At 65.8% G+C, this 24,298-nt stretch carries 28 protein-coding genes and 1 tRNA gene; 16 read left to right on the top strand and 13 right to left on the bottom strand.

What is annotated here, in order from left to right; genetic code table 11:
* Positions 1–38: 38 nt before the first annotated feature.
* Positions 39–1,508, bottom strand: coding sequence for an oligosaccharide flippase family protein (locus OKW37_RS12295; protein WP_429406249.1), 1,470 nt, complete (start codon positions 1,506–1,508; stop codon positions 39–41).
* A gap of 467 nt (positions 1,509–1,975) precedes the next feature.
* Between OKW37_RS12295 and OKW37_RS12300 the strand changes: the two genes are divergently transcribed.
* The 5 genes from OKW37_RS12300 (at position 1,976) to OKW37_RS12320 (ending at position 7,426) form a co-directional block, all read left to right on the top strand.
* Positions 1,976–3,826 carry an alpha/beta fold hydrolase gene (locus OKW37_RS12300; protein WP_429406248.1) on the top strand — a complete coding sequence of 617 codons (1,851 nt, stop codon included), beginning with the start codon at positions 1,976–1,978 and terminating at the stop codon, positions 3,824–3,826.
* A gap of 136 nt (positions 3,827–3,962) precedes the next feature.
* Entirely contained in the window at positions 3,963–5,105 is a 1,143-nt protein-coding gene (locus OKW37_RS12305; protein ID WP_429406246.1) for a mannose-1-phosphate guanylyltransferase, read from the top strand.
* A complete protein-coding gene (locus tag OKW37_RS12310) occupies positions 5,105–5,338 on the top strand; it encodes a hypothetical protein (RefSeq protein WP_090804338.1) in 234 nt (77 codons plus the stop codon). Before OKW37_RS12305 ends, OKW37_RS12310 begins: the two co-directional genes overlap by 1 nt.
* A gap of 140 nt (positions 5,339–5,478) precedes the next feature.
* Positions 5,479–6,198: a FadR/GntR family transcriptional regulator gene (locus OKW37_RS12315; RefSeq protein WP_184068648.1), complete on the top strand. Its 720-nt coding sequence runs from the start codon at positions 5,479–5,481 to the stop codon at positions 6,196–6,198.
* A gap of 181 nt (positions 6,199–6,379) precedes the next feature.
* Positions 6,380–7,426, top strand: a complete 1,047-nt coding sequence (locus OKW37_RS12320; protein WP_429406244.1) for a Gfo/Idh/MocA family protein — start codon at positions 6,380–6,382, stop codon at positions 7,424–7,426.
* Positions 7,427–7,460: 34 nt separating this feature from the next.
* On the opposite strand, the gene OKW37_RS12325 is transcribed toward OKW37_RS12320, so the two are convergent.
* The 7 genes from OKW37_RS12325 to OKW37_RS12355 all read right to left on the bottom strand — a co-directional run bounded on the left by OKW37_RS12325 (position 7,461) and on the right by OKW37_RS12355 (position 13,027).
* On the bottom strand, positions 7,461–8,120 hold the full coding sequence (locus tag OKW37_RS12325) for an amino acid ABC transporter permease (protein ID WP_090804344.1): 660 nt from the start codon (positions 8,118–8,120) through the stop codon (positions 7,461–7,463).
* 195 nt (positions 8,121–8,315) lie between these two features.
* Positions 8,316–9,110, bottom strand: a complete 795-nt coding sequence (locus OKW37_RS12330) for a cystine ABC transporter substrate-binding protein (protein ID WP_090805719.1) — start codon at positions 9,108–9,110, stop codon at positions 8,316–8,318.
* 105 nt (positions 9,111–9,215) lie between these two features.
* Entirely contained in the window at positions 9,216–10,238 is a 1,023-nt protein-coding gene (locus tag OKW37_RS12335) for a quinone-dependent dihydroorotate dehydrogenase (RefSeq protein ID WP_184068645.1), read from the bottom strand.
* 125 nt (positions 10,239–10,363) lie between these two features.
* Positions 10,364–11,197 carry an arginyltransferase gene (locus tag OKW37_RS12340; protein WP_184068642.1) on the bottom strand — a complete coding sequence of 278 codons (834 nt, stop codon included), beginning with the start codon at positions 11,195–11,197 and terminating at the stop codon, positions 10,364–10,366.
* A 101-nt stretch (positions 11,198–11,298) separates the two neighbouring features.
* Positions 11,299–12,036, bottom strand: a complete 738-nt coding sequence (gene aat / locus OKW37_RS12345; RefSeq protein WP_429406241.1) for a leucyl/phenylalanyl-tRNA--protein transferase — start codon at positions 12,034–12,036, stop codon at positions 11,299–11,301.
* A gap of 9 nt (positions 12,037–12,045) precedes the next feature.
* Positions 12,046–12,591: an NUDIX hydrolase gene (locus OKW37_RS12350; RefSeq protein WP_090804352.1), complete on the bottom strand. Its 546-nt coding sequence runs from the start codon at positions 12,589–12,591 to the stop codon at positions 12,046–12,048.
* A gap of 359 nt (positions 12,592–12,950) precedes the next feature.
* Positions 12,951–13,027: transfer RNA gene (locus tag OKW37_RS12355), tRNA-Met, on the bottom strand.
* Positions 13,028–13,250: 223 nt separating this feature from the next.
* Between OKW37_RS12355 and OKW37_RS12360 the strand changes: the two genes are divergently transcribed.
* Positions 13,251–13,748, top strand: coding sequence for a heme-degrading domain-containing protein (locus OKW37_RS12360; protein WP_184043993.1), 498 nt, complete (start codon positions 13,251–13,253; stop codon positions 13,746–13,748).
* A gap of 4 nt (positions 13,749–13,752) precedes the next feature.
* Positions 13,753–14,091 (top strand): DMT family transporter, encoded by a 339-nt coding sequence (locus OKW37_RS12365; RefSeq protein ID WP_184068636.1) that lies wholly within the window; start codon positions 13,753–13,755, stop codon positions 14,089–14,091.
* Positions 14,092–14,137: 46 nt separating this feature from the next.
* Here OKW37_RS12365 and OKW37_RS12370 read toward each other — a convergent pair whose 3' ends face one another.
* Together OKW37_RS12370 and OKW37_RS12375 are read right to left on the bottom strand one after the other, a co-directional pair.
* Positions 14,138–14,527, bottom strand: coding sequence for a hypothetical protein (locus OKW37_RS12370; protein ID WP_429406239.1), 390 nt, complete (start codon positions 14,525–14,527; stop codon positions 14,138–14,140).
* An 81-nt stretch (positions 14,528–14,608) separates the two neighbouring features.
* Positions 14,609–14,800 carry a hypothetical protein gene (locus tag OKW37_RS12375; RefSeq protein ID WP_184029291.1) on the bottom strand — a complete coding sequence of 64 codons (192 nt, stop codon included), beginning with the start codon at positions 14,798–14,800 and terminating at the stop codon, positions 14,609–14,611.
* A gap of 316 nt (positions 14,801–15,116) precedes the next feature.
* Here OKW37_RS12375 and OKW37_RS12380 point away from each other — a divergent pair, with 316 nt between their 5' ends.
* Complete coding sequence (locus tag OKW37_RS12380; RefSeq protein ID WP_090804360.1) at positions 15,117–15,404, top strand: hypothetical protein; 288 nt, start codon at positions 15,117–15,119, stop codon at positions 15,402–15,404.
* Between the two features lie 198 nt (positions 15,405–15,602).
* Positions 15,603–15,887, top strand: a complete 285-nt coding sequence (locus OKW37_RS12385; protein ID WP_184029285.1) for a DUF1488 domain-containing protein — start codon at positions 15,603–15,605, stop codon at positions 15,885–15,887.
* A gap of 93 nt (positions 15,888–15,980) precedes the next feature.
* Here the strand turns inward: OKW37_RS12385 and OKW37_RS12390 are convergent, their stop codons facing one another.
* Complete coding sequence (locus OKW37_RS12390; RefSeq protein WP_429406236.1) at positions 15,981–16,955, bottom strand: NAD-dependent epimerase/dehydratase family protein; 975 nt, start codon at positions 16,953–16,955, stop codon at positions 15,981–15,983.
* A 144-nt stretch (positions 16,956–17,099) separates the two neighbouring features.
* Between OKW37_RS12390 and OKW37_RS12395 the strand changes: the two genes are divergently transcribed.
* Positions 17,100–17,948, top strand: coding sequence for a TetR/AcrR family transcriptional regulator (locus OKW37_RS12395; protein ID WP_429406234.1), 849 nt, complete (start codon positions 17,100–17,102; stop codon positions 17,946–17,948).
* A gap of 46 nt (positions 17,949–17,994) precedes the next feature.
* Positions 17,995–19,131, top strand: coding sequence for an enoyl-CoA hydratase/isomerase family protein (locus OKW37_RS12400; protein ID WP_429406233.1), 1,137 nt, complete (start codon positions 17,995–17,997; stop codon positions 19,129–19,131).
* 64 nt (positions 19,132–19,195) lie between these two features.
* On the opposite strand, the gene OKW37_RS12405 is transcribed toward OKW37_RS12400, so the two are convergent.
* Complete coding sequence (locus OKW37_RS12405) at positions 19,196–19,621, bottom strand: hypothetical protein (protein ID WP_429406231.1); 426 nt, start codon at positions 19,619–19,621, stop codon at positions 19,196–19,198.
* Between the two features lie 530 nt (positions 19,622–20,151).
* Here OKW37_RS12405 and ssuD point away from each other — a divergent pair.
* The 4 genes from ssuD to OKW37_RS12425 all read left to right on the top strand — a co-directional run bounded on the left by ssuD (position 20,152) and on the right by OKW37_RS12425 (position 23,524).
* Positions 20,152–21,312, top strand: a complete 1,161-nt coding sequence (gene ssuD / locus OKW37_RS12410) for an FMNH2-dependent alkanesulfonate monooxygenase (protein ID WP_429406229.1) — start codon at positions 20,152–20,154, stop codon at positions 21,310–21,312.
* Positions 21,313–21,386: 74 nt separating this feature from the next.
* The gene (ssuC, locus tag OKW37_RS12415; protein ID WP_429406227.1) at positions 21,387–22,235 is read left to right on the top strand and encodes an aliphatic sulfonate ABC transporter permease SsuC; all 849 of its coding nucleotides are present in this window, start codon (positions 21,387–21,389) and stop codon (positions 22,233–22,235) included.
* Positions 22,232–23,251, top strand: a complete 1,020-nt coding sequence (locus OKW37_RS12420; protein WP_429406225.1) for an ATP-binding cassette domain-containing protein — start codon at positions 22,232–22,234, stop codon at positions 23,249–23,251. Before ssuC ends, OKW37_RS12420 begins: the two co-directional genes overlap by 4 nt.
* A 57-nt stretch (positions 23,252–23,308) precedes the next feature.
* Positions 23,309–23,524 (top strand): TOBE domain-containing protein, encoded by a 216-nt coding sequence (locus tag OKW37_RS12425; RefSeq protein ID WP_008922916.1) that lies wholly within the window; start codon positions 23,309–23,311, stop codon positions 23,522–23,524.
* A 35-nt stretch (positions 23,525–23,559) separates the two neighbouring features.
* Here the strand turns inward: OKW37_RS12425 and OKW37_RS12430 are convergent, their stop codons facing one another.
* Positions 23,560–23,820: a hypothetical protein gene (locus OKW37_RS12430; protein WP_090804375.1), complete on the bottom strand. Its 261-nt coding sequence runs from the start codon at positions 23,818–23,820 to the stop codon at positions 23,560–23,562.
* Positions 23,821–24,059: 239 nt separating this feature from the next.
* Between OKW37_RS12430 and OKW37_RS12435 the strand changes: the two genes are divergently transcribed.
* A complete protein-coding gene (locus tag OKW37_RS12435) occupies positions 24,060–24,257 on the top strand; it encodes a hypothetical protein (protein WP_013089281.1) in 198 nt (65 codons plus the stop codon).
* The last annotated feature ends 41 nt before the right edge of the window (positions 24,258–24,298 follow it).

A 24,298-nucleotide genomic window follows, 5' to 3' on the forward strand; every position in this document is an offset into this window, starting at 1 on the left:
AGCGGTGGACCGGCGTCATTGATTGCGCGCGCCGGGACTCAGCCTTGTGCCCGTCCGGACGACGGCGCGCAACGCAGCCAGAGCCTGTAAAGCGCGTCGCGCAACTCGCTCGACCCGCGCAGCGACATGCCGAAGTTCGCCGCGCTCAACGCGAGCGCGACGACGATCGCCAGCAGCAACGCGCTGATCGAATCCGCAAGCGCGAGCGCGACGAGCAGAAACGCGAGATGCGCGAGCATGTTGCGCACGATCGTCCATGCATGCAGCCCTGAGAACGCGAGCAACACCGAGTAATCGAGCAGCACCTTCAGCACGACGACGACCGCCGCGCCCATGATGCCGAACCAGTGGATGCCGCACCATAACGCGCCGGTAAAGAACGGCAACTGAAGCCAGTTGACGCTCGCCACTGCCACGGGATGGGTCTGCGCCTGCAACAGGCTGCCGAGGATGCTCGACTGGCCGCTCAGCCACACGCCGAGGATCAGCACGCTCGCGACCGGCGCCGCGGCGGCGAACTGCGGTCCGAGCCACAGCAGCAAAAACGGCTTCAGGGCGAACAGCGCGATGATCACGCATGGCGTAAATGCTCCATTGAGAAACGCGAGCGCGTTGTGCGCGAGCGCATCCGCATCCTCGCGCGACGCCGCCGACAGTCGCGGAAACAGGGTGCGCACCATAGCGAGCGGCAGCAGGTTCAATCGATTGATCAGGTTTTGCGGCGTCGCGTAGTAAGTGACGAAGCGCGCGCCGAGCAGTCCGCCGATGAACACGCGGTCGAGCGTCGACGCGATCATGTTGGCGCCGGAAAACATCAGCAGCCAGCGGCCGTTGCGGAACAGCCCGATCATCAAGCGCCATTGCGGCATCCGCATACGGCGAATGCCGAGCGCGCGAATGGCGGCCACGCCCAGCATCAGGCCGCCGACGAAACGCGCGATCACGGCGGCTGGAATCGCGATCGCCAGTGACGGCGAAAAGCAGAGGACCGCCGCGATCGGCAGCAACTGGAACAGCGCGGTGCCGAGCGTCTGGTTGATGTTGTAGCTCGTGAAGCACTCGACGCCGGTAATCGCGCCCGCGAACACCCAGGTCACGTTCGCGATCGGCACAGCGACCGCGATCCACGGCAGGCTCGCCATCACTTCATGCTGGAACGTCGGCTCGATTTTCACGCCGTAGGTGATGTAGACAATGGCTCCGGCATAGATCAGCGCGCCGCCGATGATGCCGGTACCGAGATTCATGAACCACGCACTCCAGAAAATCGGTTCGATCGAATCGTCGCTGGCCGCGCGAGCCTTGGCGATCTGGTTTTCGGTCGCCAGACTGGTGCCCAGATCGAGGACGCTGAAGTAGCCGATCACCGCCCACACCAGATTGATCACCCCGTAACGCTCGGCGCCCAGCAGATGAATGTAGGTGGGCACGGTCACGAGGGAAACGAAGGTCGGCGCGACGGCGCCGGCAAGGTTGATGAAGATGTTCCTGACGATGCTTCGTTCCATGTTCCATTGCCGGGCCGGTGAGAAGGGCCGCGCGGACATACGCGGCGGCATCAACGCGTCGCAGGTCTTGCATCTTGCCCCCGGGCGCCGCGTGACTGTGTGGGTGGCCGTACAGATAGCCGCGATCGGGAGGGGGTTAAATGGCAAAGCTCATAGGGTAGCGCGGTGGTTGGCCACGAGCCGGCCGCGCGCACCGCATTGCGGAGCATTCCTAAGCGCGCCCGCGCCGTCTCCATCACGTAATGCTCCGGCACGCTGCACGCAGTCGCGGGCATCGATCACAGCGCATGACCGACGCGATCCGCCGCGCGTCGGTCCACACGCGGGGCATGCTGCACTGCACAGCACGCTCATCGACACACGCCAGCGCAGCGCGATTCGGAACCCAAACTAATGTGGCGCGACGCACATATGCGCGAGAGCACCTTTGTTGTAATCATTTGAAAAGGAAGAGTAAGGAGCGGACCGTGAGACCCATCGTCTTCGACGGCAAATTCGGCTGGTTGCATCCAGCGAACGGCCCGGATGGCGTTGTGATGTGTTCCCCGTTTGGCTACGACACGCTGTGCACGTATCGCGGCATGCGCCGGCTCGCCGAGCGCCTCGCCGCGCGCGGCATGCCGGTGCTGCGCTTCGACTACCCGGCGACCGGCGATTCAGCCGGCGACCCGACCGACGCCGGCCTGTGGCGCGCATGGATCGACAGCGTGAAGCAGGCGGTCGCGCAACTGCGCGAGGCGACCGGCGTCGAGCGTGTCAGCGTGTGCGGTCTGCGTCTCGGCGGCATGCTGGCCGCGCTTGCCGCGCAGGAACTTGGCGATGTGCACGGTCTCGTGCTGATGTCGCCGGTGCTGTCGGGCAAGACTTACCAGCGCGAATTGCGCGCGCATTACCGGCAGTGGTTGAACGATCCGGCCGCGATGGATTGCGTGGTCGAGCCCGATACCGACGAGTTCGTCGAAGCGTATGGCTTCCGCATGTATCGCGACACGCTGCAAAGCCTGCACGCGGCGGATCTGTATCGCGCGACGAGCCGGCCGGCCGCGCGCGTGCTGCTGCTCGATTCACTGAACCCGGCTCGCGCCGGTGCGCTCGCCGCGCATTACAGCGAACATGGCGTCGAGCTCGAGCGTCACCCGTTCGACGAATACAGCCGCTTCATGATGGAACCGCTCGAAAGCGAAATACCGCACGCCGCGTTCGAGACCATCGAGAACTGGCTGCTGGCGGGGAGCGCGCAAACGGCCCAAACGGTGGCGCGCGTGCCCGAGCGAGGCGAAGAGCCGGCGGGCGGGCACTATGTCGCGCCGAGGCTGCACGAGACGCCGGTGTGGCTGAACGAGGGCAAGGTGTTCGGCATCTACTGCCGGCCCGACGGCGCCGCGGCGGCGCGCGCCCCGGCGGTGCTGCTGCTCAATACCGGCGCGGTGTCGCGGATCGGCAATGGGCGTTTCGGCGTACATTTCGCGCGGCGTCTCGCACGCCAGGGGATCGCGTCGCTGCGCATCGACGTCCGTGGTGTCGGCGACAGCATGCCGTCGTGCGACACGTTGAGCCTCGACGCGCTGTACTCTCAGTCGAGTGTCGGCGACGCCGCGTACGCGTCGCGCTGGCTTGCCGCGCGCGGTCATGCGGGCGCGCTGCTGCTCGGCATCTGCTCGGGCGCATACACCGGCCTGCATGCGGCGATGCGCGAAGCGGCGGTGGTGGGCGCGGTGATCGTCAACGTGCAGAAGTTCAGATGGCGTAACGTCTGCGACGAACACGGCAAGCCGATGATCCCGGTGTCCGCGTTCGGCTCGACGCGCAACTACATGCGCTCGATGAAGCAGCCGGGCAAATGGCTGCGCGTGCTCAAGGGCGAGACGGGCGGCTGGGGCCTCGTGCGCGAGCTGGTGGTACGCCAGCTCGCGCGGACCGGCGAAACGCTGGCCGACCGGATCGAGCAACTGTGTGGCCTCGAATTCGGCGCGCGTGACGAGCGGCATCTGTTCGCGAACCTGGAAGCACGGGGCGTCGACACGCACCTGGTGTTCGGTGTGCTGGACGAAGGCGTCGAGGAGCTCGAGCGCTACTTCGGCGTGCGCGGCACGCGGCTCGCGCGCTTCACGCGCATTCACGTGGCCTTCTGCAAGCACACCGATCACGCGATCCTGTCGTCGGTAGCGCAGGAAAACATCATGTCGTACGTCGAGAACGTCTATCGCGGCGGCTTCACGAAGCTGCGTCAGCCCGACAGCGCGGCGCTCGACGGCGAGCTGCACAGGCACGATGAACATCGCGCCGCGGGGGCGTTGCGTCCGTTCGGAGAAGCATAGGGAGCACGCGGACAGACAGGGGCGCCCAGGCCGCAGCGTGCGTCGCGCGCATACGACTGAACGCGCGTGCGACCACTAGGCACTTGCTGCCGTCATGCCGGCCCGTGAACAGGATCTGGATTCGACAGGATCGCAAATGAATCGAATGGTAGAACCAGGTAATTCGCCCGCGCCGCAGGCTGGGACCGCCGCCGCGCTGCGCGAACTGACCGTGCAACCGGTGATTCTCGCGAGCGGCTCCGGTACGAGGCTGTGGCCGCTGTCGCGCGAACGCAATCCGAAGCAGCGGATCGGGCTGATGGGCGACCAGTCGCTGCTCGAAGCGATGCTGCGCCGCCTCGACGACGCGTTCGACCCGGCCGCGCCCGACGCGGCCCGCACCACGCCGCCCGCCGCGCCGCTGGTGGTCTGCTGCGAGGAACTGCGGCTACCGACGCTCGAGCGCCTCGAGCAGTACCGCAAGCCGGTGCGCATACTGCTCGAACCGATGGCGCGCAACACCGCTCCGGCGCTGACCGTCGCGGCGCTCGCCGCGCGCGCGCATGCCGCGGCCGGCGACGATCCGATGCTGGTCGCGCTGCCCGCCGATCATCCGATCGCCGATCAAGCGGCGTTCGGCGCGGCGCTCAAGGAAGCGCTCGCGCATGCTTCGCGGGGCGCGATCGTCACGCTCGGCGTGCCGCCGCAGCGCGCGGCGACCGGCTACAGCTATATCCGCACCGCCGCGGCCTTGGGAAACCGGGGTGCGCGGACGATCGAGCGCTTCGTCGAGAAGCCCGATGCCGAGCTGGCCGAGCGCTACTTCGCGTCGGGCGAGTACTGGTGGAACAGTGGCATGTTCGTGGTGCGCGCGTCGGTGTGGCTCGACGCGATCGGCCTGTGCCGTCCGCTGATCGCGGCGGCCTGCAAGGACGCATTCGCAGGCGCGAGCATCGACGAGGCCGGCGCGCTGCATCTCGCGCGCGACGCGTTCGCCGCGTGTCCGTCCGACTCAGTCGACTATGCGGTGATGGAGCGCATCGGCACCGACGCGCGTCTCGTCGGCGTGACGGTGCCGCTCGACGCGGGCTGGTCGGACACCGGCGCCTGGGACTCGGTGTGGGACGCGTCGAGCAAGGACGGCGACGAGCGCTTCCTGCTGTCGGAGAATCAGTCGACGTTGATTCCGCTGGGCGTCAGGCATCGGCTCGAAAATGCTGGCAAGACGCCGCTGGAAATCATCGAGGTGCAGTCGGGCGGCGCTCCCGGCGAAGACGACATCGTGCGCTTGCACGGCTGATGGACGCCGAGCTGTTCGGCGTCAGCGTGCTGTCGGAGGCGCAGGAGCCGATCTTTGTTCGCCGGAACACGCAGGCGTCCGACCACGTCCGTGCAAATCAGACAATTTCATCACGCCAACGTGCGAATGCGCACAATTCAAACCCCACAACGCAGGCACGCTTTGACGAGCGAGCTTTGTGCCTGGCGAAACAGATGGCGTTACACGAACGAAACAAATCTTCAGAGGGATAACCCTGTCAGGAAGTGTCCCACTGGCGCATCCGTTTCGAAGCTTGCAACGTATCGAAAAACGATTCTATTGGCATAACAGATACGTACGGGCCCTTCAATCAACAGGCCACGCGGGGTCAACACCGCTTCGGGGATATGTCATGGAACACGCAAACAAGGATCGCTCGTTGGTGAGCAAAGTCATGGACGGGCTCGTCAGCGGCATCGTCGAGGAAAAATACGGCGCGATTCTGCCGCCGCAGGATGTGCTGTCGAAGGAATTCGATGTGAGCCGCACCGTGATGCGCGAGGCGCTATCGATGCTGCTCGCGCGCGACATGCTCGACGTGCGGCCGAAGATCGGCACGCGCATCCGGCCGATGAGCGACTGGCGCATGATCGACGAGGACGTCGTCAATTGGCGTTTCCGCGCAAAGCCCGATCCGATGTTTCTGCGTGACGTGATCGAGTTTCGCATGCTGATCGAACCGCGCGCGTCGGCGCAGGCGGCCGCGCGCGGCAGTGCCGCGGAAGTCGCGGCGATTCGCGAGGCGTTCGAGGCGTTTCGCATGATCCGTCCGGGCGAGGCCGGCTATCAGGAAGCCGACGAGCTGTTCCATACGCGCATCGTGATCGCGAGCGGCAACCAGTTCTTCAAGCAGATGGCGGCGATCATTCGCGGCGCGCTGTCGACCCTCAATCCGATCGTGCACGACCGGGAAGGGCTGTGGGAGAGTGCGATCGCATCGCATCAGCGCGTCATCGAAGCGATCGAGCGGCGCGATCCGAAGGAGGCCGAGATCGCTGCGCTCGCGATGATCGATTACGCGGCCGAGGAGGTCGGCGGGCGGTTTTCCGCGGAGCCGCCGGCGCGGGTTTGAGCGTGATTGCGAGCGCGGACCGAGCGTATGTCAATGTCCGGCGGGAGCGGCGGGGTGGGGTGTCGAAGGTCGGTGCGCGGCAGTGATGCCGCATGGTTCGATTGGCCGGGTTCGCCGCGTTCGCAAGCGGCATCGGTGACAATAGCGGCTGTTCCGAACCGCATGGACCTTTGTACACACGATGACAGATACGACAGCGGCACCGCACGCTGCCAGCACCCAACCGACCGATCGGGCAGCGCAGGACACCACTTCATCGCGCGAGATCCGCTGGGGGATCGTCGGCACCGGCCGGATTGCGCGCCGCTTCGCGCAAGGGCTCGCGTTCGTGCCGCGGACGCGGCTCGCGGCGCTGTGGTCGCGTCGCGTGGAACCGGCCCAGGCGTTCGCCGATGAATTCGGCGGCGCCGTCTGCGACAGTTTCGACACGCTGCTCGCGAGCGGCATCGACGCGCTCTATATCGCGACGCTGCAGGACAGTCACGCCGACTATGCGATCGCCGCGTTGCAAGCGGGGCTGCACGTGCTGTGCGAGAAACCCGCGTGTATCAATCGTCCGCAGCTCGAGCGCGTGCTCGACTCCGCGCGCGCTTCGCAACGGCTCTTCATGGAAGCGATGAAGCCGCCGTTCTATCCGCTCTACAGAAGGTTGCGCGAGCGCCTCGCGGCCGAGCCGATCGGCGAGGTCGGGCTCGTGCGCGCGGGCTGCTCGGTGCCGGGCGTGCCGGCCGATCATCCGTCGCTGTCGTTCGAGCATGCGGGCGGCGCGCTGCTCGATATCGGCATCTACGAGATGTTTCTCGCGGTCGACTGGCTCGGCGCGCCACGCGACGTGCAGACCTTCGGCCGGCTTGGCGCGACCGGCGTCGATACGTTCGCGAGTCTGAACAGCCTGCACGAGCGCGGCGGTATCGCGCAGCTATTCTGCGGGCTCGATCTGCATGGCAAGGGCGATGCGCTGCTGATGGCCCAAGGCGGTCACGTGACGCTGCACGAGCCGTGGTGGAACCCGTCGCGCGCGACGATCCGTTATGCGGATGGCCGCGTCGTCGAACTCGACGAACCGTTCGAAGGCGGCGGCTTGAACTACGAGACCGCGCACTTTTGCGAGCTGATCCGCGCGGGTGTGCTGGAGAGTCCGCTGATGCCGCACGACACGTCGCGACAGATGATCGCGATGGCCGACGCGGCGCGCGCGGCGTTGGGGCTCAAGTTCGCAGGGGAATGAGCCGCTGGGGGCAACGAAAAGGAGTGGGCGGCGCTCAGTGCCGCGTCGGCAGCGACAGCCGCCGCTCGTACCAGCGCTGCGCCCACTCGAGCACCTGACACAGCACCCAGTACACGGCCGCGGCCGCAAGATAAAGCGGCAGCGGCTGGTAGGTCGACGCGATGATTTCCTGCGCGCTGCGCAGCAACTCGGTCACCGTGATGACGGACACGAGCGAGGTGTCCTTGATCAGGCTGATCAGGCTGTTCGACAGACTCGGCACCGCGATGCGCAGCGCCTGCGGCGCGATCACGTAGCGCAGCGTCTGACGCCGCGATAGCCCGAGGCTGTACGAGGCGAGCCACTGGCCCTGGTGGATGCCCAGAATCGCGCCGCGCATGCTCTCGGACAGATACGCGGCGACGTTCGCCGACAGCGCGATCACGCCGGCCGGCGTCGGATCGAGCGAAATGCCGAAGCTCGGCAGACCGTAATAAATCACGAAGATCTGCACGAGCAGCGGCGTGCCGCGCATCACGCTCACATAGACGCGCGCGATCCAGTTCAGCGGACGGCTGTGGCTGATGCCCATCAGCGCGAGCATGGCGCCGCCGATCAGGCCGAAGATCATCGACAGGATCGCGAACTTGATCGTCAGCAGCGCGCCTTGTGCGAGCACCGGCACCGATTGGAGCAGCAGGGATGTGATGGACATGGGCAGTGTTCTTATTGACGCACAAAGCGCACATCATAAACTTTGGCGCGCGTTCAGGCGCGGGCCGCGCGATGCGGCTCGGGGTATACGCGGCGCGCGGTTCGGCTCCCGCGGCTCCCGCAACTCGCGTGGGCCGCAAAAAGCGCGAAGGGCGGCATCGTGATCGATGCCGCCCTTCGTTCGACTCCACGCGTGTTACTTGATCGGCTTGCTGACGTCGATGCCGAACCACTTGTCCGAGATCTTCGTGAAGGTGCCGTCCGCTTCGAGCTGGGTCATTGCGTCGTCGATCGCCTGCGCGAACTTCGGGTTGCCCTTTCTGAACGGAATGCCCGACGGGTTGCCCGGGCCGACGTTCGCGCCGGTGCGCAGCGGCAGGTTCGAGTTCTTCAGCAGGTACGCGAGCATCAGACGGTCGTTCAACGCCGCGTCGAGCCGGCCGGCGGCCAGATCACGCAGGTATTCGGGTGCGCCCGGGTAGGTCTTCACGTCGATGCCCGGCACTGCCTTCGCCATGTCCATGTAGTTCGTGCCGAGACCGACGCCGAGCTTCTTGCCCTTCAGGTCTTCGAGCGAGGTGAACTGGCGCGTGTCGTTCTTGCGCTGGATCAGTTGCGCCGCCGAGTACGTGTACGCCGGCGAGAAGTCGAGCGTCTGCTTGCGCGCGTCGGTGATGCCGACCTGGTTGACGATCACATCGAACTTGCCCGCCTGCAGACCGGCGATGATGCCGCTCCACTCGGTCGTGACGAACTCGGGCTTCACGCCGAGCCTGGCCGCGACCGCCTTGGCGATGTCGACGTCATAGCCGACCAGCTCGCCCGACGGCGCTTTCGAGTTGAACGGCGGGAAGGTGCCTTCGAGACCGATGCGCAGCGTGCCGCGCTGCTTGACCTGGTCGAGCAGGTCTTCCGCGTGCGCGGTAACGGCGCTCAGCGACGCGCCGATCAGCGCGGTGGCGAGGAGCTTCTTCAACAGGCCGAATTTCATCGTGTTCCTTGTACGTCTGATGTTTTGACGGTCGAGAGCATAGCAAACGAGCCTATCGCCACCTAAATACCGTTTGTTTATGTCTATATGCGGCGGCGCGGATGCCTAGCGCAACGCCTGCGCGCATTCGGCGACGAGCGCCGGACCGCGGTAGATGAAACCAGTATAAAGCTGCACCAGCGACGCGCCGGCCGCGAGCTTCGCGCGCGCGTCGTCGCCCGAGAAAATGCCGCCGACGCCGATGATCGGCACGGCCTCGCCGACTTCGGCGCGCAGCTTGCGGATCACCTCGTTCGACGCGTCGAACACCGGCTTGCCCGACAGGCCGCCGGCTTCGTCAGCATGCCGCATGCCGGCGACGGCGGTGCGCGAGAGCGTAGTGTTGGTCGCGATGACGCCTTCGAATTTGTGGCGCAGCAAGGTGTCGGCGATCGACTTGACCTGCTCGTCGCCGAGGTCGGGCGCGATCTTCAGTGCGAGCGGCACGAGCTTGCCGTGCATGTCGGCGAGTCTTTGCTGCTTGTCTTTCAGCGCGGCGAGCAGCGCGTCGAGTTCGTCGGCGCCCTGCAGCTGGCGCAGGTTCTTCGTATTCGGCGACGAAATGTTGACCGTCACGTAGCTCGCGAACGGGTACACGCGCTCGAGGCAGTACAGATAGTCTTCAGCGGCGCGCTCGATCGGCGTGTCGGCGTTCTTGCCGATATTAAGACCGAGGATGCCGCGATAGCGCGCGGCCTGGACGTTCTTCACGAACTGGTCGACGCCGGCGTTGTTAAAGCCCATCCGGTTGATCACCGCGTTCGCCTGCGGCAGCCGGAACATGCGCGGACGCGGATTGCCCGGCTGCGCGCGCGGTGTCACGGTGCCCACTTCGATGAAGCCGAAGCCGAGCGCCGCCAGACCGTCGATGCACGCGCCGTCTTTGTCGAGGCCCGCCGCGAGTCCGACCGGGTTTCGGAACGTCAGGCCCATCAGGGTGCGCGGCGAATCCGGCACGCGCGACGCGAGCGCGCCGGCGAGGCCGGTGCGACCGGCGGCGCCGAGCATGCGCAAAGTCAGATGGTGAGCGTCTTCCGCGTCCATGCGAAAGAGTTGGGCGCGAACGAGCGGATAAAGGGAGCTGAGCACGGGATGAAGCCGGACGGCCGGAAAATGGGAACCCGCTATTTTACCGGCTTTGGGCTTTGATGAGACTGGTGGGGGCGTTGCCGGCGACGCAGGACCCGGCAACGACTCGACGGACGGCGCCTCGACTACGGCCTGAGCGGCCCGCGTCGTCCATGCATCGCGAAATCGACCGGCGGCAGGTCGATGCTGGCCGGATCGAGCACGCGCCACGCGCCGTCGATCAAGCCTTCGAGCGGCCGGAAATTCGCCTTGTACGCCATTTTCGGGCTTTCGCGAATCCAGTAGCCGAGATACACGTAGGGCAGGTTCAGGCTGCGCGCCTGCTCGATCTGCCAGAAGATGTTGTAGGTGCCGAAGCTCGCGTGCGGCAGGCTCGGCTCGAAGAACGTGTACACCGACGACAACCCGTCGCCGAGGATATCGATCATGCTGATCATGCGCAGCGCGCCCCGCGCGTCAGGTCGCCCATCGGGCTGCAGCGGCGGTGGCTCACGAAACTCGACGAGCCGCGAGTTGATCCGGCTTTGCAGCAGGAACTGCTCGTACTGGTCGCGGCTGTCGCGATCCATGCCGCCGCCCGCGTGGCGCGCCGACTGGTAGCGCATATACAGCGCGTAATGCTCCTCGTCGTAGTGCAGCGGCGCGACGGTCGCGATCAGGTCGCCGTGCTTTCTCCATACACGCCGCTGCGTGCGGTTCGGCTGAAAACGCTCGACCGGCACGCGCACCGGCACGCACGCGCGGCAGCCGTCGCAATACGGGCGATACGTGAACACGCCCGAGCGCCGGAAGCCCGCCTTGACGAGGTCGGTGTAGACGTCCGAATTGATCAGGTGACTGGGTGTGGCGACCTGCGAGCGCGCGATGCGGCCGTCCAGGTAACTGCAGGGATAGGGCGCCGTTGCATAAAATTGCAGCGCGGAAAGCGGAGAAAGAGGCAGCTCGTTGGGATGAGTCACGTTGGCAGCTCTCGAAGCGTCTCTGGTAATGCAAACCCGGCACGCCCGGCGGTTGATGCCGCTATTCGATGGGCGGCGGACCGGATTCGGCCTGATTTTTCCTACGCCGCCTGCGCGAGGATGTCGAGCAGGGCGGTCTTGTCGAAGCGCCACGGGATAGCCGGCGCGCCGACAGACGCGCGAACATGCGCGACAAACGCCTTGCGCGCTATCTCGCGGCCGCCGAGCGACGCCAGATGCGACGTGTTCTGCTGGCAGTCTATCATTTCTATTTCGTGACGTCGCAAGTGGCCGACCAGCGCGGCCAGCGCCATTTTCGAGCCGTCGGTGACGTCGGTGTACATCGATTCGCCGAAGAACATCCGCCCGAGCGACACGCCATACAATCCCGCTACACGCTTGCCCTCGAGCCAGGTTTCGATGCTGTGCGCGTCGCCCAGGCGGTGCAGCGACGAATAGGCTTCGACGACGTCGGCGGTGATCCACGTGCCGCGCTGACCGTGGCGCGGCGCCTGCGCGCAGGCGCGCATCACGGCGGCGAAATCGTGATCGACGCGGATTTCCCACGCGTCGTCGCGCAACACGCGCTTGAGCGTCTTGCGCAGCGATGGCGACACCTTGAACTCGGCGGGGCGCAGGATCATGCGCGGATCGGGGCTCCACCACAACACCGGCTGGCCGTCCGAATACCATGGGAAGATGCCGCGCCGATACGCGTCGATGAGGCGCGACGGCAGCAGATCGCCGCTTGCCGCCAGCAGACCGGGCGCGCCGCTCGCGGCGCCGAGCGCGCGCTCGACGGGCGGAAACGGGTCGTCAGCTCCGAGCCAGGGAACCATGCGCGCCGCTCAGCCTTCGCGCAGGGAGCGGAAGATGTCGCCGGTATGCAGGCCGAAACTGCCGGCCGCGCGGTCGGCGAAAAAAAAGCGCAGCGTCTGGCCGACGGTCGGAAACGCGATCTCATCCCACGGAATCTCGTGCTCCTCGAACAGCTTCACTTCGAGGCTTTCCTCGCCGGCGACGACGTCGAGATCGAGCAGCCGCGCCATGTAGAACAGATGTACCTGATGCACGTGCGGCACATTCAGCAGCGAAAACAGGTTCTGCACCTCGACGCGGGCGCCGGCTTCCTCGAGCGTTTCGCGCGAGGCGGCTTCGGCCGTCGTTTCTCCCATTTCCATGAAGCCGGCGGGCAGTGTCCAGTAACCGTAGCGCGGCTCGATCGCGCGACGGCACAGCAGCACCTTGTCGTCCCACACGGGAACGGTGCCGACCACGTTACGCGGATTCTGATAATGCACGGTGCCGCAACTGCCGCATACGAAGCGCTCGCGATTGTCGCCCGGCGGAATGCTCAGACTGACGCCGTGGCCGCAGACAGAACAGAATTTCATTGGAAAGGGGACGAGAAAGGGTGATAGGAGTTTATCACCGGGGCGAGGGATTACTGAGGCGCCGACAGGGGCTGCGCGAGACGACGTCCAAGGCGGCGAGCGCCGTCGTGTCCGACATTGATTGACAGTCGATTTTTGGATGCGCTGATGGCATCGGTCCTGATGGTTGAGATGGAGGCCACCGCGTCCACCGCAGTCATCTTTTCTCTCTTGTACATTGCCCCGTAGCTTGGCGCGTCATTCAGTTGACGCGTTTTTTTCGCCTGAGGGAGGGGCGGTCAAGGGGATCACCAGCCCAAGGCCACAAAAACAAAAAAGGGTTACACGCCGATGCGTTGTAACCCTTCAATGATTTCGGTTGGTTGCGGGGGTAGGATTTGAACCTACGACCTTCGGGTTATGAGCCCGACGAGCTGCCAGACTGCTCCACCCCGCGTCCGTCGAAGAAAAGATTATAGACCAGCCATACGGTCAGCGCAATAGCCATGTAAGAATTGGCTTCATTGCGCTTCGCTCTGCCCGCGCGACGTCGCCTATCGGAAAGGCTCTGGAAAGCCGTGCGCGGACGCTGCGCTAGAATTCAGATTCTCCACGCGGCTCGCCGGATCTTCACGACGGCGGCCCCTTTGACTCTGATGCCCCGACCCGTTCTGAACCCCATGGATATCGCTCACGACCTGCAGGTCATCGCCATTCAGGAAAAAACCCTCGTGTTTCCCCGCTTCGATGCCGACCGCGCGTGGCAAGTCGGCGCGTATCTGCACGAAGTCGCGAAAGCGCGCGGCATTGCCGCTGCAATCGACGTGCGAACGTTCGGCCAGCCGCTATTCTTCAGCCTGCTCGACGGCGCGACGCCCGACAACGTCGACTGGGCGCGTCGCAAGGGCAACACCGTCGCGCAATTTCGCCGTAGCTCGTACGCGATCGGTCTGAAAATGCAGCTCGCGGGCGCGACGCTCGCCGACAAGCACGGACTGCCGGCCACCGAGTACGCGTCGCACGGCGGCGCGTTTCCGCTGGCGGTGGAAGGGGCGGGCGTGATCGGTTCGATCACGGTGTCCGGTCTGCCGCAGCGCGCCGATCATGAACTCGTGGTCGAAGCGCTGTGCGCGCATCTCGGTCACGACTACGGCAAGCTCGCGCTCGCGAAAAACTGACGCGATGCGCGTACCCCCGTATGCGCTGCTCGCGATCGCGATCGTCGCCGAAGTGATCGCGACTTCCGCGATGCGGGCCTCGGACGGCTTTTCACGGCTGCTGCCGTCGATGGTCGTCGTGCTCGGCTACGGCATCGCGTTCTATTGCCTGTCGTTGACGCTCCGAAGCATTCCAGTCGGCATCGTCTACGCGATCTGGTCCGGCGCGGGCATCGTGCTGATCACGCTGGTCGCGCTAGTGCTGTACCGGCAGGTACCCGACGTACCGGCGATCATCGGGCTGGGATTGATCGTCGCTGGCGTCGCGGTGTTGAATCTCTTCTCGAAGATGCAGGCGCATTGAGCGCCCGCGCCAGCCGCCGCGATTGCCGCCAGGCACGTAAATCGGCTTACTTGCAGCGCACGATCATCGAGCGGCCCTTCACGTTCGCCGACGCCACGTTCGTGACGCTGCCGCCGGCGGTGCCGCCTTCGTCGTTGTCCTTCGACACGATGTCGTAGCCGGTCGCGCCGCAGGCCTTACCCGCTTGCACGTAGCACGAGGCCCAACTCGAGCCGGCGTCGGCGCCGCTGCAGTTGACCGCGAAGCCGGTCTGGCCGTTGGGCAGATTGATCAGCGTGGTCGTGTTCGACGACGCGCAGCCGCCCAGTCCCGCGGCGAGCAGCAGCGTGGCGGGCAAGGCGGCCGACAGCGACGCGCGACGCACGAGGGCAAGCGCGGCGCTGGATCGGAGGCGGTGGAATCGGCCGGCGCGTCGCGGTTGCGTCGTGAATTGCATCGTGTTGTGTCCTTTCATTCAGATAGAGGGGGCTGCCGGGTCGGGTCGGCCGCTGTGGAGCGCGAGGGCGCGCGTCACGGCTCAGGTCATTTCGACCGTGATGCCCGCTGCGTTGAGGAGCCGCCGGGCTTCCGCGCCTTCTTCAGTGGCTGCGTCTTCCCAGATGCCGATCGCTTTCGGGATGTCGATGCCGTGACTTTCGGCGTACTCGAACCAGCGGTTCGCCGCATCCGGCTCGGGCAGTTCATGATCCTGCAGAAAATATTTTCCCATATTGCGCTCGCTGGCCTCGAAATGGCGTCGTAACAGGTACCGTGCGACAGCATGGAGCATGCCGGTATGGACCGTTCGACCAGCGCGCGCGGCTGAAGTGCGGCGCGGTTCTTTGGCGCGGATCTTTTGGCGCGGATCTTTTGGCGCGGCGCGGGGGGCGCGTCTCGCGAGCAGAACTTATCGCGCTGCAACGCGCCTTATCGTTGTGGGACGGCTGCCCGCACACACCCAGTGCAGCGGCGCGCCGCATGCTGAAGCATCAGGGCGGCGCCGTTGCGACTGGCGCCAGCTCTGCAACCGCAACAGGAGGACGAAGATGGCTGAACGGGTCAGTGGCCCTTATCGCGGCTATTACATCAGCGCCGCCGCGCGCCTCGTGCCAGGGGGCAGCACGTCGGGCCCGTCGGGCGACGCGCACACCAAAGCGGACGGTACCTACGTCGGCACGGTCAGCCTCGCCGAGCTCGGCCCGGACGATCCGCACCGGATGGAAACGCTGCTCGAGCTCGGCGACCGGCAACGCTTCGACAGTGAAGAAGAGGCGCTCGCGTTCGTCGAACGGGCGGCCCGCGAGTATGTCGACCGATTGCTGGATGGGCCGTGAGCGTCTCGGCGATTTCCGTGCAAAGGGCCCGCCGATGGGCTCGCCAAGGCAGCGCGCGATGCCCTGAATCAGGCGCCCGCGCGCGCTGGACCGTGATCCGGCGGCGCGAGTACCATAGCGGGACTCGCGAGGATCGGCGGCGCGCAGCGGCCTTCCGCGCGAGCTACATTCCCGCCGCCAACTTCTGACGAGGCGACCATGAAAATCCGTTTTCCCGAAGACGCGCCTGCCTACCGCGACTCCAACCTGACCGTCGTGTTTTCCGCGCTGGTGGACGGTGAGCCGGTGCCGTGCGCGATCTCGGTGGAAGCGCTCGAGGATCATTTCGGCGCTTACAGCGAGGACCTCGACGGCTGGCTGCGCGCGTTCGATGCGGGCCGGCCGCGCATCGAGGCCGTTGCGCGTGAGCATCTGCAGATCAGTAACGGCACACCCGTGCTGCTCAAGAGTGGCCACTTTCCGCCGGGGCAGATGGCAGGCTAAGCGGACCTGCCTACGGACCGTCGGCGCCAGAGGCCGGGTGCAGGTCCATCTCTGCGGTTTTCACTTCACCTACGCATCGCCAACGCCTGGCCGCTAATTCATGTCGCGTGCCGGCACTACCTCGCGCGCCGCTTCGAAGCACCGCCTGATCCCTTCCTGATACGACGTCTTCCTGAGCGGCCCGATCAACGTCGCCAGCGCCGAATCATCGAGCACGACCGGCTCGGTCATCAGATAGTTCATCTCGACCAACTCGCGCATCAGCGGATTGAATAGCCCGAGCACGCGCAGCATGCCCTTGCCGGCCACCATCAGCTTCGGCCCGGAGCCCGCGAGCGCGTAGGCCTCGCGCGCCACCTCGCGCTGCGTGATCGTGCCGGCGCCCGCGAGATGCCACCAGCGGCCGTAGGCTTCGGGCGTGCGCGTAAGTCGTTCGATCACGGGACCGACATCCGGCAGATAGATGAATTCGTGCGGTACGTCGACGGGACCGAGCACCTGCGCGCGCTTGCCGGTAGCGGCGCCAACGAAGACACCGTGCAACAGGCTGCGCTCGACCCCCGGTCCGTAGAAATCGGGCAGTCGCAATACCAGCGTTTCGAGACCTTTCTGGCCATGCGCGGCCAGCACGAGCTTTTCCTGTTCAAGCCGCATGCGGCCCTTGAACGTGTGCGGCTCGCGCGGATGATCTTCGCGGACCGGGTTGCCGCGCGCGCGGCCATACGGATACACGGTGCCGATCAGAATGAAGCGCTCGACACCGGCGGCCGTCACGCCAGCCAGCGTTTTCTCCATCAACGGCGGGTGCTGCGCGAACTGGTCGTAGGGCACGCCGACGAGGTAGATCACGGTCTGAAGACCGGCGGCCGCGGCGCGGATCGAGGCGGGGTCGTCGGGGTTCCAGGTGACGATCTCCGCGTGCGGGTCGTCACCGAAAGTCCGTTGCAATACCTCGCGCGAGCGGCCGACCACCCGGTAATCGCGGCCCGCCGCGCCAAGCGCCGTCGCGATGCTTTGACCCGCAGCGCCCGCTGCACCGAATAAACCGACCTTTCCCGTGGTTTGCATGACGATTCCCTCAGATGGCGGCGCGACATCGTCGCGCGCTCGTGGCTGCTCGATTTGACAGATGAAAATTTACTGAACATTGTTCAGTAAACGATGTTCAGTTTAAATTGACTTTTCAGTTTGTCAATCTGAAAATTGCGAGTCATGGGAATCGCCGAACGAAAAAACCGCCAGAAGCAGGCACTGCGCGAACGCATCCTCGATGCCGCGCGGCGCATCGTCGTGGGCGAGGGCTTTGCCGCGCTGTCGATGCGCAAGATCGCTGACGCGATCGAATATTCGCCCGCCACGTTGTATCTGCATTTCGCGAGTCGCGACGACATCGCGCGGGCCTTGTGCGCCGAAGGCTACGCGCAGTTGCTCGCGACCTTCGTGCCGCTCGTGCAGATCGCGGATCCCGCCGAACGGCTGAAGGCGCTCGGGCGCGCGTACGTCGCGTTTGGCGTCGAGCATCCTGAAACGTACCGGCTGATTTTCATGGAGGACCCGAGCTATACCGGCGCGGCGCTCGGTGGCGGGGTGGGCACTGGCAAACACGACGGCAACACGGGCGACACAAGCGCGAACACCGGGACCGGTGGTTCGACCGCCTCCCTGGGCAACGCCGCCGGCGGCGTTGCCGACGACGATCCCGGCGACGCCGCGCTGCACATCATGATCGACGCGCTCGACGAGTTGCGAGCAGCGGGGCGTCTGTCGGCGTCGGTCGCATCGATGGAGCCGGCCATCTGGGCCGAGGCGTTGTGGGCGAGTCTGCATGGCATCGTCGCGCTGAATCTCACGTGCCCGGTGTTTCCGAGCGTGCCGCTCGAGACGCTCGTCGGTGTAACGCTCGACGCATGGCTCGGTGTGCCGCAGGCCGTGGCGGCGGGCGCATCGAACAGCGCCGCAGTCCGCGGCAAAAAAACCGTCGCGCGGCGCCACGCCAAGTCGGCCGGCTCCACGGACCCGGCCCGCGAGCTCCCCACCAAACGCAAAGCGGCAGGCCCGTGATAACGTTCGGTTCCACCTCATGCCGCGCCGCCGCGCCCAGTTCTCCATGTCCACGTCCGCCTTGCCCGCCACTAGCGACGAAATCGCGACCCACGTAGCCAACCGCATCGGTCTCATCGAACTGGAGCGGCCGAAAGCGCTGAACGCGCTGTCGACCGGCATGATCCGCGCGATCCACGCGGCGCTCGACCAGTGGCGCGAGGACCCCGAGGTGCTGGCCGTCGTCGTGCGCAGCCGGCACGAGCGCGCGTTCTGCGCGGGCGGCGACATCCGCTTCATGTACGAAGCGTCGCAAACCGGCGACCAGGAGGCGCGCGATACATTCTTCAGCGAGGAATACCGGCTCAATCACGCGATCTTCGTGTATCCGAAGCCGTATATCGCGTTGATGAACGGCATCGTGATGGGCGGCGGCATGGGCATTTCGCAGGGCGCACATCGCTCCGGCGGCCTGCGCGTCGTCACGCAATCGACGAAGATGGCGATGCCCGAAACCCGTATCGGCCTCTTTCCGGATGTCGGCGCGAGCTGGTTTCTCGCGCGCACGCCCGGCGCGATCGGCCGCTATCTGGCGGTGACCGGCGAGACGATCGGCGCGGCCGACGCGCTGTACGCGGGCCTCGCCGATGCCTACATGGACGACGCGGCGTTGCCCGCGCTCGTCGATAGGTTGGGTCGCGAACCGTTCGAGCGCGGTGCTGATGTGGTTGCGTGCGTCGAGCGCGAGACGCTCGCGTATCAGGTCGCGCCGCGGCCCGAGGAGAGCGCGCTCGCGAAGGCGCGGACGTTGATCGACCGGCATTTCGCGCTGCCCGACGTCGCGCGGATACTCAAGTCGCTCGAACAGGAACGCGAGCGCGGTGGCGACGCGGCGGAGTGGGCCGAGCAGACGATCGCGGTGCTGCGCGAGCGCTCGCCGCTGTCGATGGCGGTCTCGCTCGAAGTGGTCACGCGCGCGGAAGGGTCGATGGCCGACGTGCTGCGCACTGATCTCGATCTGACGCGCTCGAGCTTTCTGCGCGGCGATACGGTGGAAGGCATTCGCGCACGCATCATCGATAAGGACAACGCGCCGCGCTGGCGTTTCGCGCGCATCGAGGACGTCAACCGGGCCGATGTGGAGCAGATGTTCGACAGCCCGTGGCCGGCGAACGAACACCCACTGGGCGCTCTGCGCGGCTGAACGCGCGGCCTCGCGAACCCGCCCGCGCGAATCTACGCGTTGCGCGAATTCATGTTCGCCGCGCTTATTCCTCTGCCTCGCTCGCCATGAACGCGCGCATGAACACGAGCGCACCCCAGCCCCACATCGCGTTCGCCGTGAAGCCCACCGCGAGGCGCGGCAGCATGTTGCCGCTCGGCCAGATGCCGCGCAGCGGATCGACGACGAACACGCCCGCCGCCGTCAGCACGATGCCGCCGAACACGAACGCGGGTACCCACGGCGCGCGCCGATGCGGCGCAACGCGCAGCAGCCAGGCCATCAGCACGGCCCAGCACGCGCTCCAGATTGCGTTCGCGATGAACTCAGGCAGGCCGAGCGGCAAAAACGGCGCGGTCGAAAAACCGCTGGGGTCGATCATGCCGGCAGCGTGCATCAGCGCCAGCGTCGATTCGCGAAAGAACAAAGAAGCCAGAAAACCGGCGACGAACGGCAGAATAATTTTTTGCATGCATTGCACCGGCAACGTACAGGCGACTCGCAAGACCTGTACCGGGTGATTGGAAACGAGCGCCATTATATCGACCGGGGTTGGGCGGCCGGGGTCGCGTGTATAAAGCGCAACAACCGTATGCGGTAGAACCGGGCTAATCACGAAAGCGGAAATCCAAAGCTCAATAAAATCGTTCAAAAGCCGCGGACCGCTCCATAGACTGTTTCCTCATGCAGACGGCTCGGGTGTCGCCGTCATCCGATAAATCGAGCGCATCACGCGCACGTTGGTCGAGGAAAGCCGTCGCAATGTCGAGCCTCACACCGAATCTCCGTTGTCGCAGGGCTCACGCGCGGTCGTGTTCGCGGTGTCGTCCGCCAGGCGCATAGCCTTCATCGATTTGACGCAGTTGCCGATGGCCTGAGTCCATCGTCCGTTTCTCAATCCTTCAACGCGTCGCAGCGCCTTGCCGGTTGCCGGCTCGATGCGCGCGGCCGGCGCTCGCGCTCACCGTTTTTATTACGTCAGGGACAGACAGGAGTAACAACATGAATGTGTTCTGGTTCATTCCGACTCACGGCGACAGCCGCTATCTCGGTACGTCCCAAGGCGCACGCGCAGCCGACTACGACTACTTCCGGCAGATCGCCGTCGCCGCCGACACGCTCGGCTATGAGGGCGTGCTGCTGCCGACCGGCCGCTCGTGCGAGGACGCCTGGGTCGTCGCGTCGAGCCTGATTGCCGCGACGCAGCGGCTGAAGTTCCTCGTCGCGATTCGCCCGGGGCTGTCGTCGCCGGGACTCGCCGCGCGTATGGCGGCGACGTTCGACCGGCTGTCGAACGGGCGTCTGTTGATCAACGTGGTGACGGGCGGCGACGCGGCCGAACTGGCCGGCGACGGCGTGTTCGTCGATCACGACACGCGCTACGAAATCACCGACGAATTCCTGCATATCTGGCGCAAGCTGCTCGCCGCGTCGCACAGCAACGAAGCGATCGATTTCGACGGCAAGCATTTGCGGTCGAAGGGCGGCAAGGCGCTATATCCGCCGGTGCAAAACCCGCATCCGCCGCTGTGGTTCGGCGGCTCGTCGGCGGCCGCGCACGATATCGCGGCCGAGCACATCGACACCTATCTGACGTGGGGCGAGCCGCCCGAAGCGGTCGCGAAGAAGATCGCCGACATTCGCGCACGCGCCGCGGCGCGCGGCCGGCGGATTCGCTTCGGGATCCGTCTGCACGTGATCGTGCGCGAGACCGAGGAGGAAGCGTGGGCCGCGGCCGACCAGCTGATCAGCAAGCTCGACGACGACACGGTCTCGCGTGCGCAGGCGTCGTTCGCGAAGATGGATTCGGAAGGGCAGCGCCGTATGGCCGCGCTGCACGGCGGCAGGCGTGGCGGGCGCGAGCAGCTCGAGGTCTATCCGAACCTGTGGGCGGGCGTGGGGCTCGTGCGCGGCGGCGCGGGCACCGCGCTGGTCGGCAATCCGGAGCAGGTGGCCGCGCGTATGAAGGAGTACGCGGCGCTCGGCATCGAGACGTTCATCCTGTCGGGCTATCCGCATCTCGAGGAATCCTACCGCTTCGCCGAACTCGTGTTTCCGCTGCTGCCGCAACGCTTCAGCAAGGTTGCCAACGGGCCGTTGTCGGGGCCGTTCGGCGAAATCGTCGGCACCAGCTATCTGCCGAAGGCGGCGAGCGCGAGTTGAGCGCGCGCATAGCGTGGGTCGCGCGGCTTGCGCGACACGCGCGCGACGATCGACAGACAAGGAGAAAAGCCAACATGAGTGATACCACTTTGAGCGCGGGAACGGCGGTAACCCCGCAGCCCGCGTCCACGGCGCGCGCTGCCGCGCTGCGCCGTTTCGGCGCGCATCTGCTGCCGTGGCTCGCGCCGATCGCGATCCTGCTCGCGTGGGAAATCGCCGCGCGCAGCGGAGCGCTGTCGACGCGCGTGCTGCCCGAGCCGCTCGCGGTCGTGAAGGCCGCATGGTCGCTGATCCAGTCCGGCGAAATGTGGGCCGACGTGAAGGTCAGCACCTGGCGCGCGGTGTCGGGCTTCGCGATCGGCGGCGGCATCGGTCTGGTGCTCGGACTGGCGACGGGTCTCTTCAAACCCGCGGAAATCGTGCTCGATTCGACCGTACAGATGATCCGCAACATTCCCGCGCTCGCGATGATTCCGCTCGTGATCCTGTGGTTCGGCATCGAGGAACAAGCGAAGGTATTCCTCGTCGCGCTCGGCGTGTTCTTCCCGGTCTATGTGAACACGTTTCACGGCATCCGTTCGGTCGACGCGAACCTGATCGAGATGGCGCGCAGCTATGGCGTCAAAGGTTTCGCGCTGTACCGCCACGTGATTCTGCCGGGTGCGCTGCCGTCGATTCTGGTCGGCGTGCGTTTCGCGTTCGGTCTGATGTGGGTCACGCTGATCGTCGCCGAGACCATTTCCGCGCAATCGGGCATCGGCTACATGACGATGAACGCGCGCGAATTCCTGCAAACCGATGTGGTGGTGGTCGGCATTCTGCTGTACGCGGCGCTCGGCAAACTCGCGGACATGCTCGCGAAGAGCCTCGAGCGCGTGTCGCTGCGCTGGCATCCGGCCTATCAGCGAGGAGCAAAAGTATGAGCGCAACGACGCTATCGACGACGTTCGGCGGTATCGTGGGCAGCGATCTCGAGACCGAACTCGCGCAGCCGCGGCTCGCGGATCACGACGCGAACGAGGCTGCGAAGGTTGAGCGGGACGGGGCGGCCGGGACTCATCACGGCTCGCAAGCCGGCTTGCAACCCGCTCCCGCGCTGGCCCGCAGCGACGCGCGCCCCGCGAGCGACTACGCGGTGCAATTGCGCGGCGTCGGCAAGCGCTATGGCGAGCGCGAGGTGCTGTCGGGCTTCGATCTGTCGATCGAGCGGGGCAGCTTCGTCGCGATCGTCGGCCGCAGCGGTTGCGGCAAGTCGACCTTGTTGCGGCTCGTCGCGGGTCTCGAAGAAGCCAGCTCGGGTGTGCTCGAAAAGCGCGCCGGGAACGGCGGTCCGCTCGACACCCGCATCATGTTTCAGGATGCGCGTCTGCTGCCGTGGAAAAGCGTGCTGCAAAACGTGATGCTCGGCCTCGGCCGCGGCGCGCGCGACGATGCGCGCGCGGTGCTCGCCGAAGTCGGCCTGCTCGAACGCGCGAACGACTGGCCCGCGCAACTATCGGGCGGTCAGCGGCAGCGCGTCGCGCTCGCGCGGGCGCTCGTGCATCGTCCGCAATTGCTGCTGCTCGACGAGCCGCTCGGCGCGCTCGATGCGTTGACGCGCATCGAAATGCACACGCTGATCGAAAGGCTGTGGCGCGAGCATCGCTTCACCGCGCTGCTCGTCACGCACGACGTGCACGAAGCCGTCGCGCTCGGCGAGCGGATTCTGCTGATCGAGGAAGGCCGCATCGCGCTCGATCAGCCGGTCGCGCTCGCACGTCCGCGCGCGCGGGCGTCGGCGGGCTTCGCCGCACTCGAAGACCACGTGCTGCAACGCGTGCTGAACAACGCGCCGAACGACGACACGCTGGCGCATCGCGCGTATCAGCCCTATGACCCGGATGGCTTGCCCGAACCCGGTCGTCTCACGCGGCCGACCGAAGTGCGCTGGGCCGTCTGAGTTTTCCTGGCAAATCGATCCGATCCGTTATCAACTGCTTCTGTGGAGCGATCTGAAATGAGCATTTCCGCCATCAACGTGCGCAATCAGTTCAAAGGCAAGGTCAAGGAAATCATCCGCGGCTCGGTGGTGTCCGAGGTCGACGTAGAGACGCCGTTCGGTATCGTCACGTCGGTGATCACGACGCGCTCGGTCGACGAACTCGAACTGAAAGTCGGCTCGGAGGTGGTCGCGCTCGTGAAGTCGACCGAGGTGTCGATCGCGCGGCTTTGATGACGCTCCGCCAATGCGAGCGGCGTGCGCAGCGGCTATTTCGCGTTTGCGCCGCTTGCGGGCGGCTCGTGTGACATGTGGTCGTTGGTTGGCTTCGCCGGCCGCTTGATCGGCATGTTGTCCGGGTTGCTCGAACTGCCGGCGCCCGATGCCGCCTCGGGCGGTTTGGCCATCGGCGCATGGCTGTCCGGCGGCGCGCTGGGCGCCGTCTGCGCGACGGCGCTCGCGCCGCTCGCGAAGAGCGCTGCCAGCGCGGCGGCGGTGGCCGTCAACGTGGCCCAATTGCCTCGCTTCATGTCGTTCTCCTTCGATGTCGCGTGCCGTCTGCAGACACGCGGCTGTGTGCACAATTAGCTAGTAGCAGGCCGCGTTCCGGGGCCGCTGCTGGCGCGTTGAGGCGTGCTCCTAACGGTCATGCCGGTTTCAGACGCCAATTGCCAGGCTCGACGCTCCGGGGAGCGGGCTCGTCAGGCGCACACCTGCATCCGCCGATGAAACTTGCTACGATGAATTGAGCATTCCGACGGAGACGGCCATGTCGAAGTCCCTGAGTCCTGAAGCGGTGGAAGCGTTGCGGCGTCTGAACGACGTCGGCGTCGGACAGACGGCGCCCGAAGTCGCGCAGTCCGTTGCGGCGGAGTTGCTGGCATGCGACCTGGTTGCCGAAGCGGGCAGCGGTGGGGTCGAAATCAACTGCAACGGCCGGCAGTATCTTTCCGGCGATTGCAACTGATCCGCTGATCGGCGGCCGGCCGCACGGCCGGTGTGTAGAGC

This window comes from Paraburkholderia sp. MM5482-R2 (assembly GCF_050436125.1).
Classification (GTDB): Bacteria; Pseudomonadota; Gammaproteobacteria; order Burkholderiales; family Burkholderiaceae; genus Paraburkholderia; species Paraburkholderia tuberum.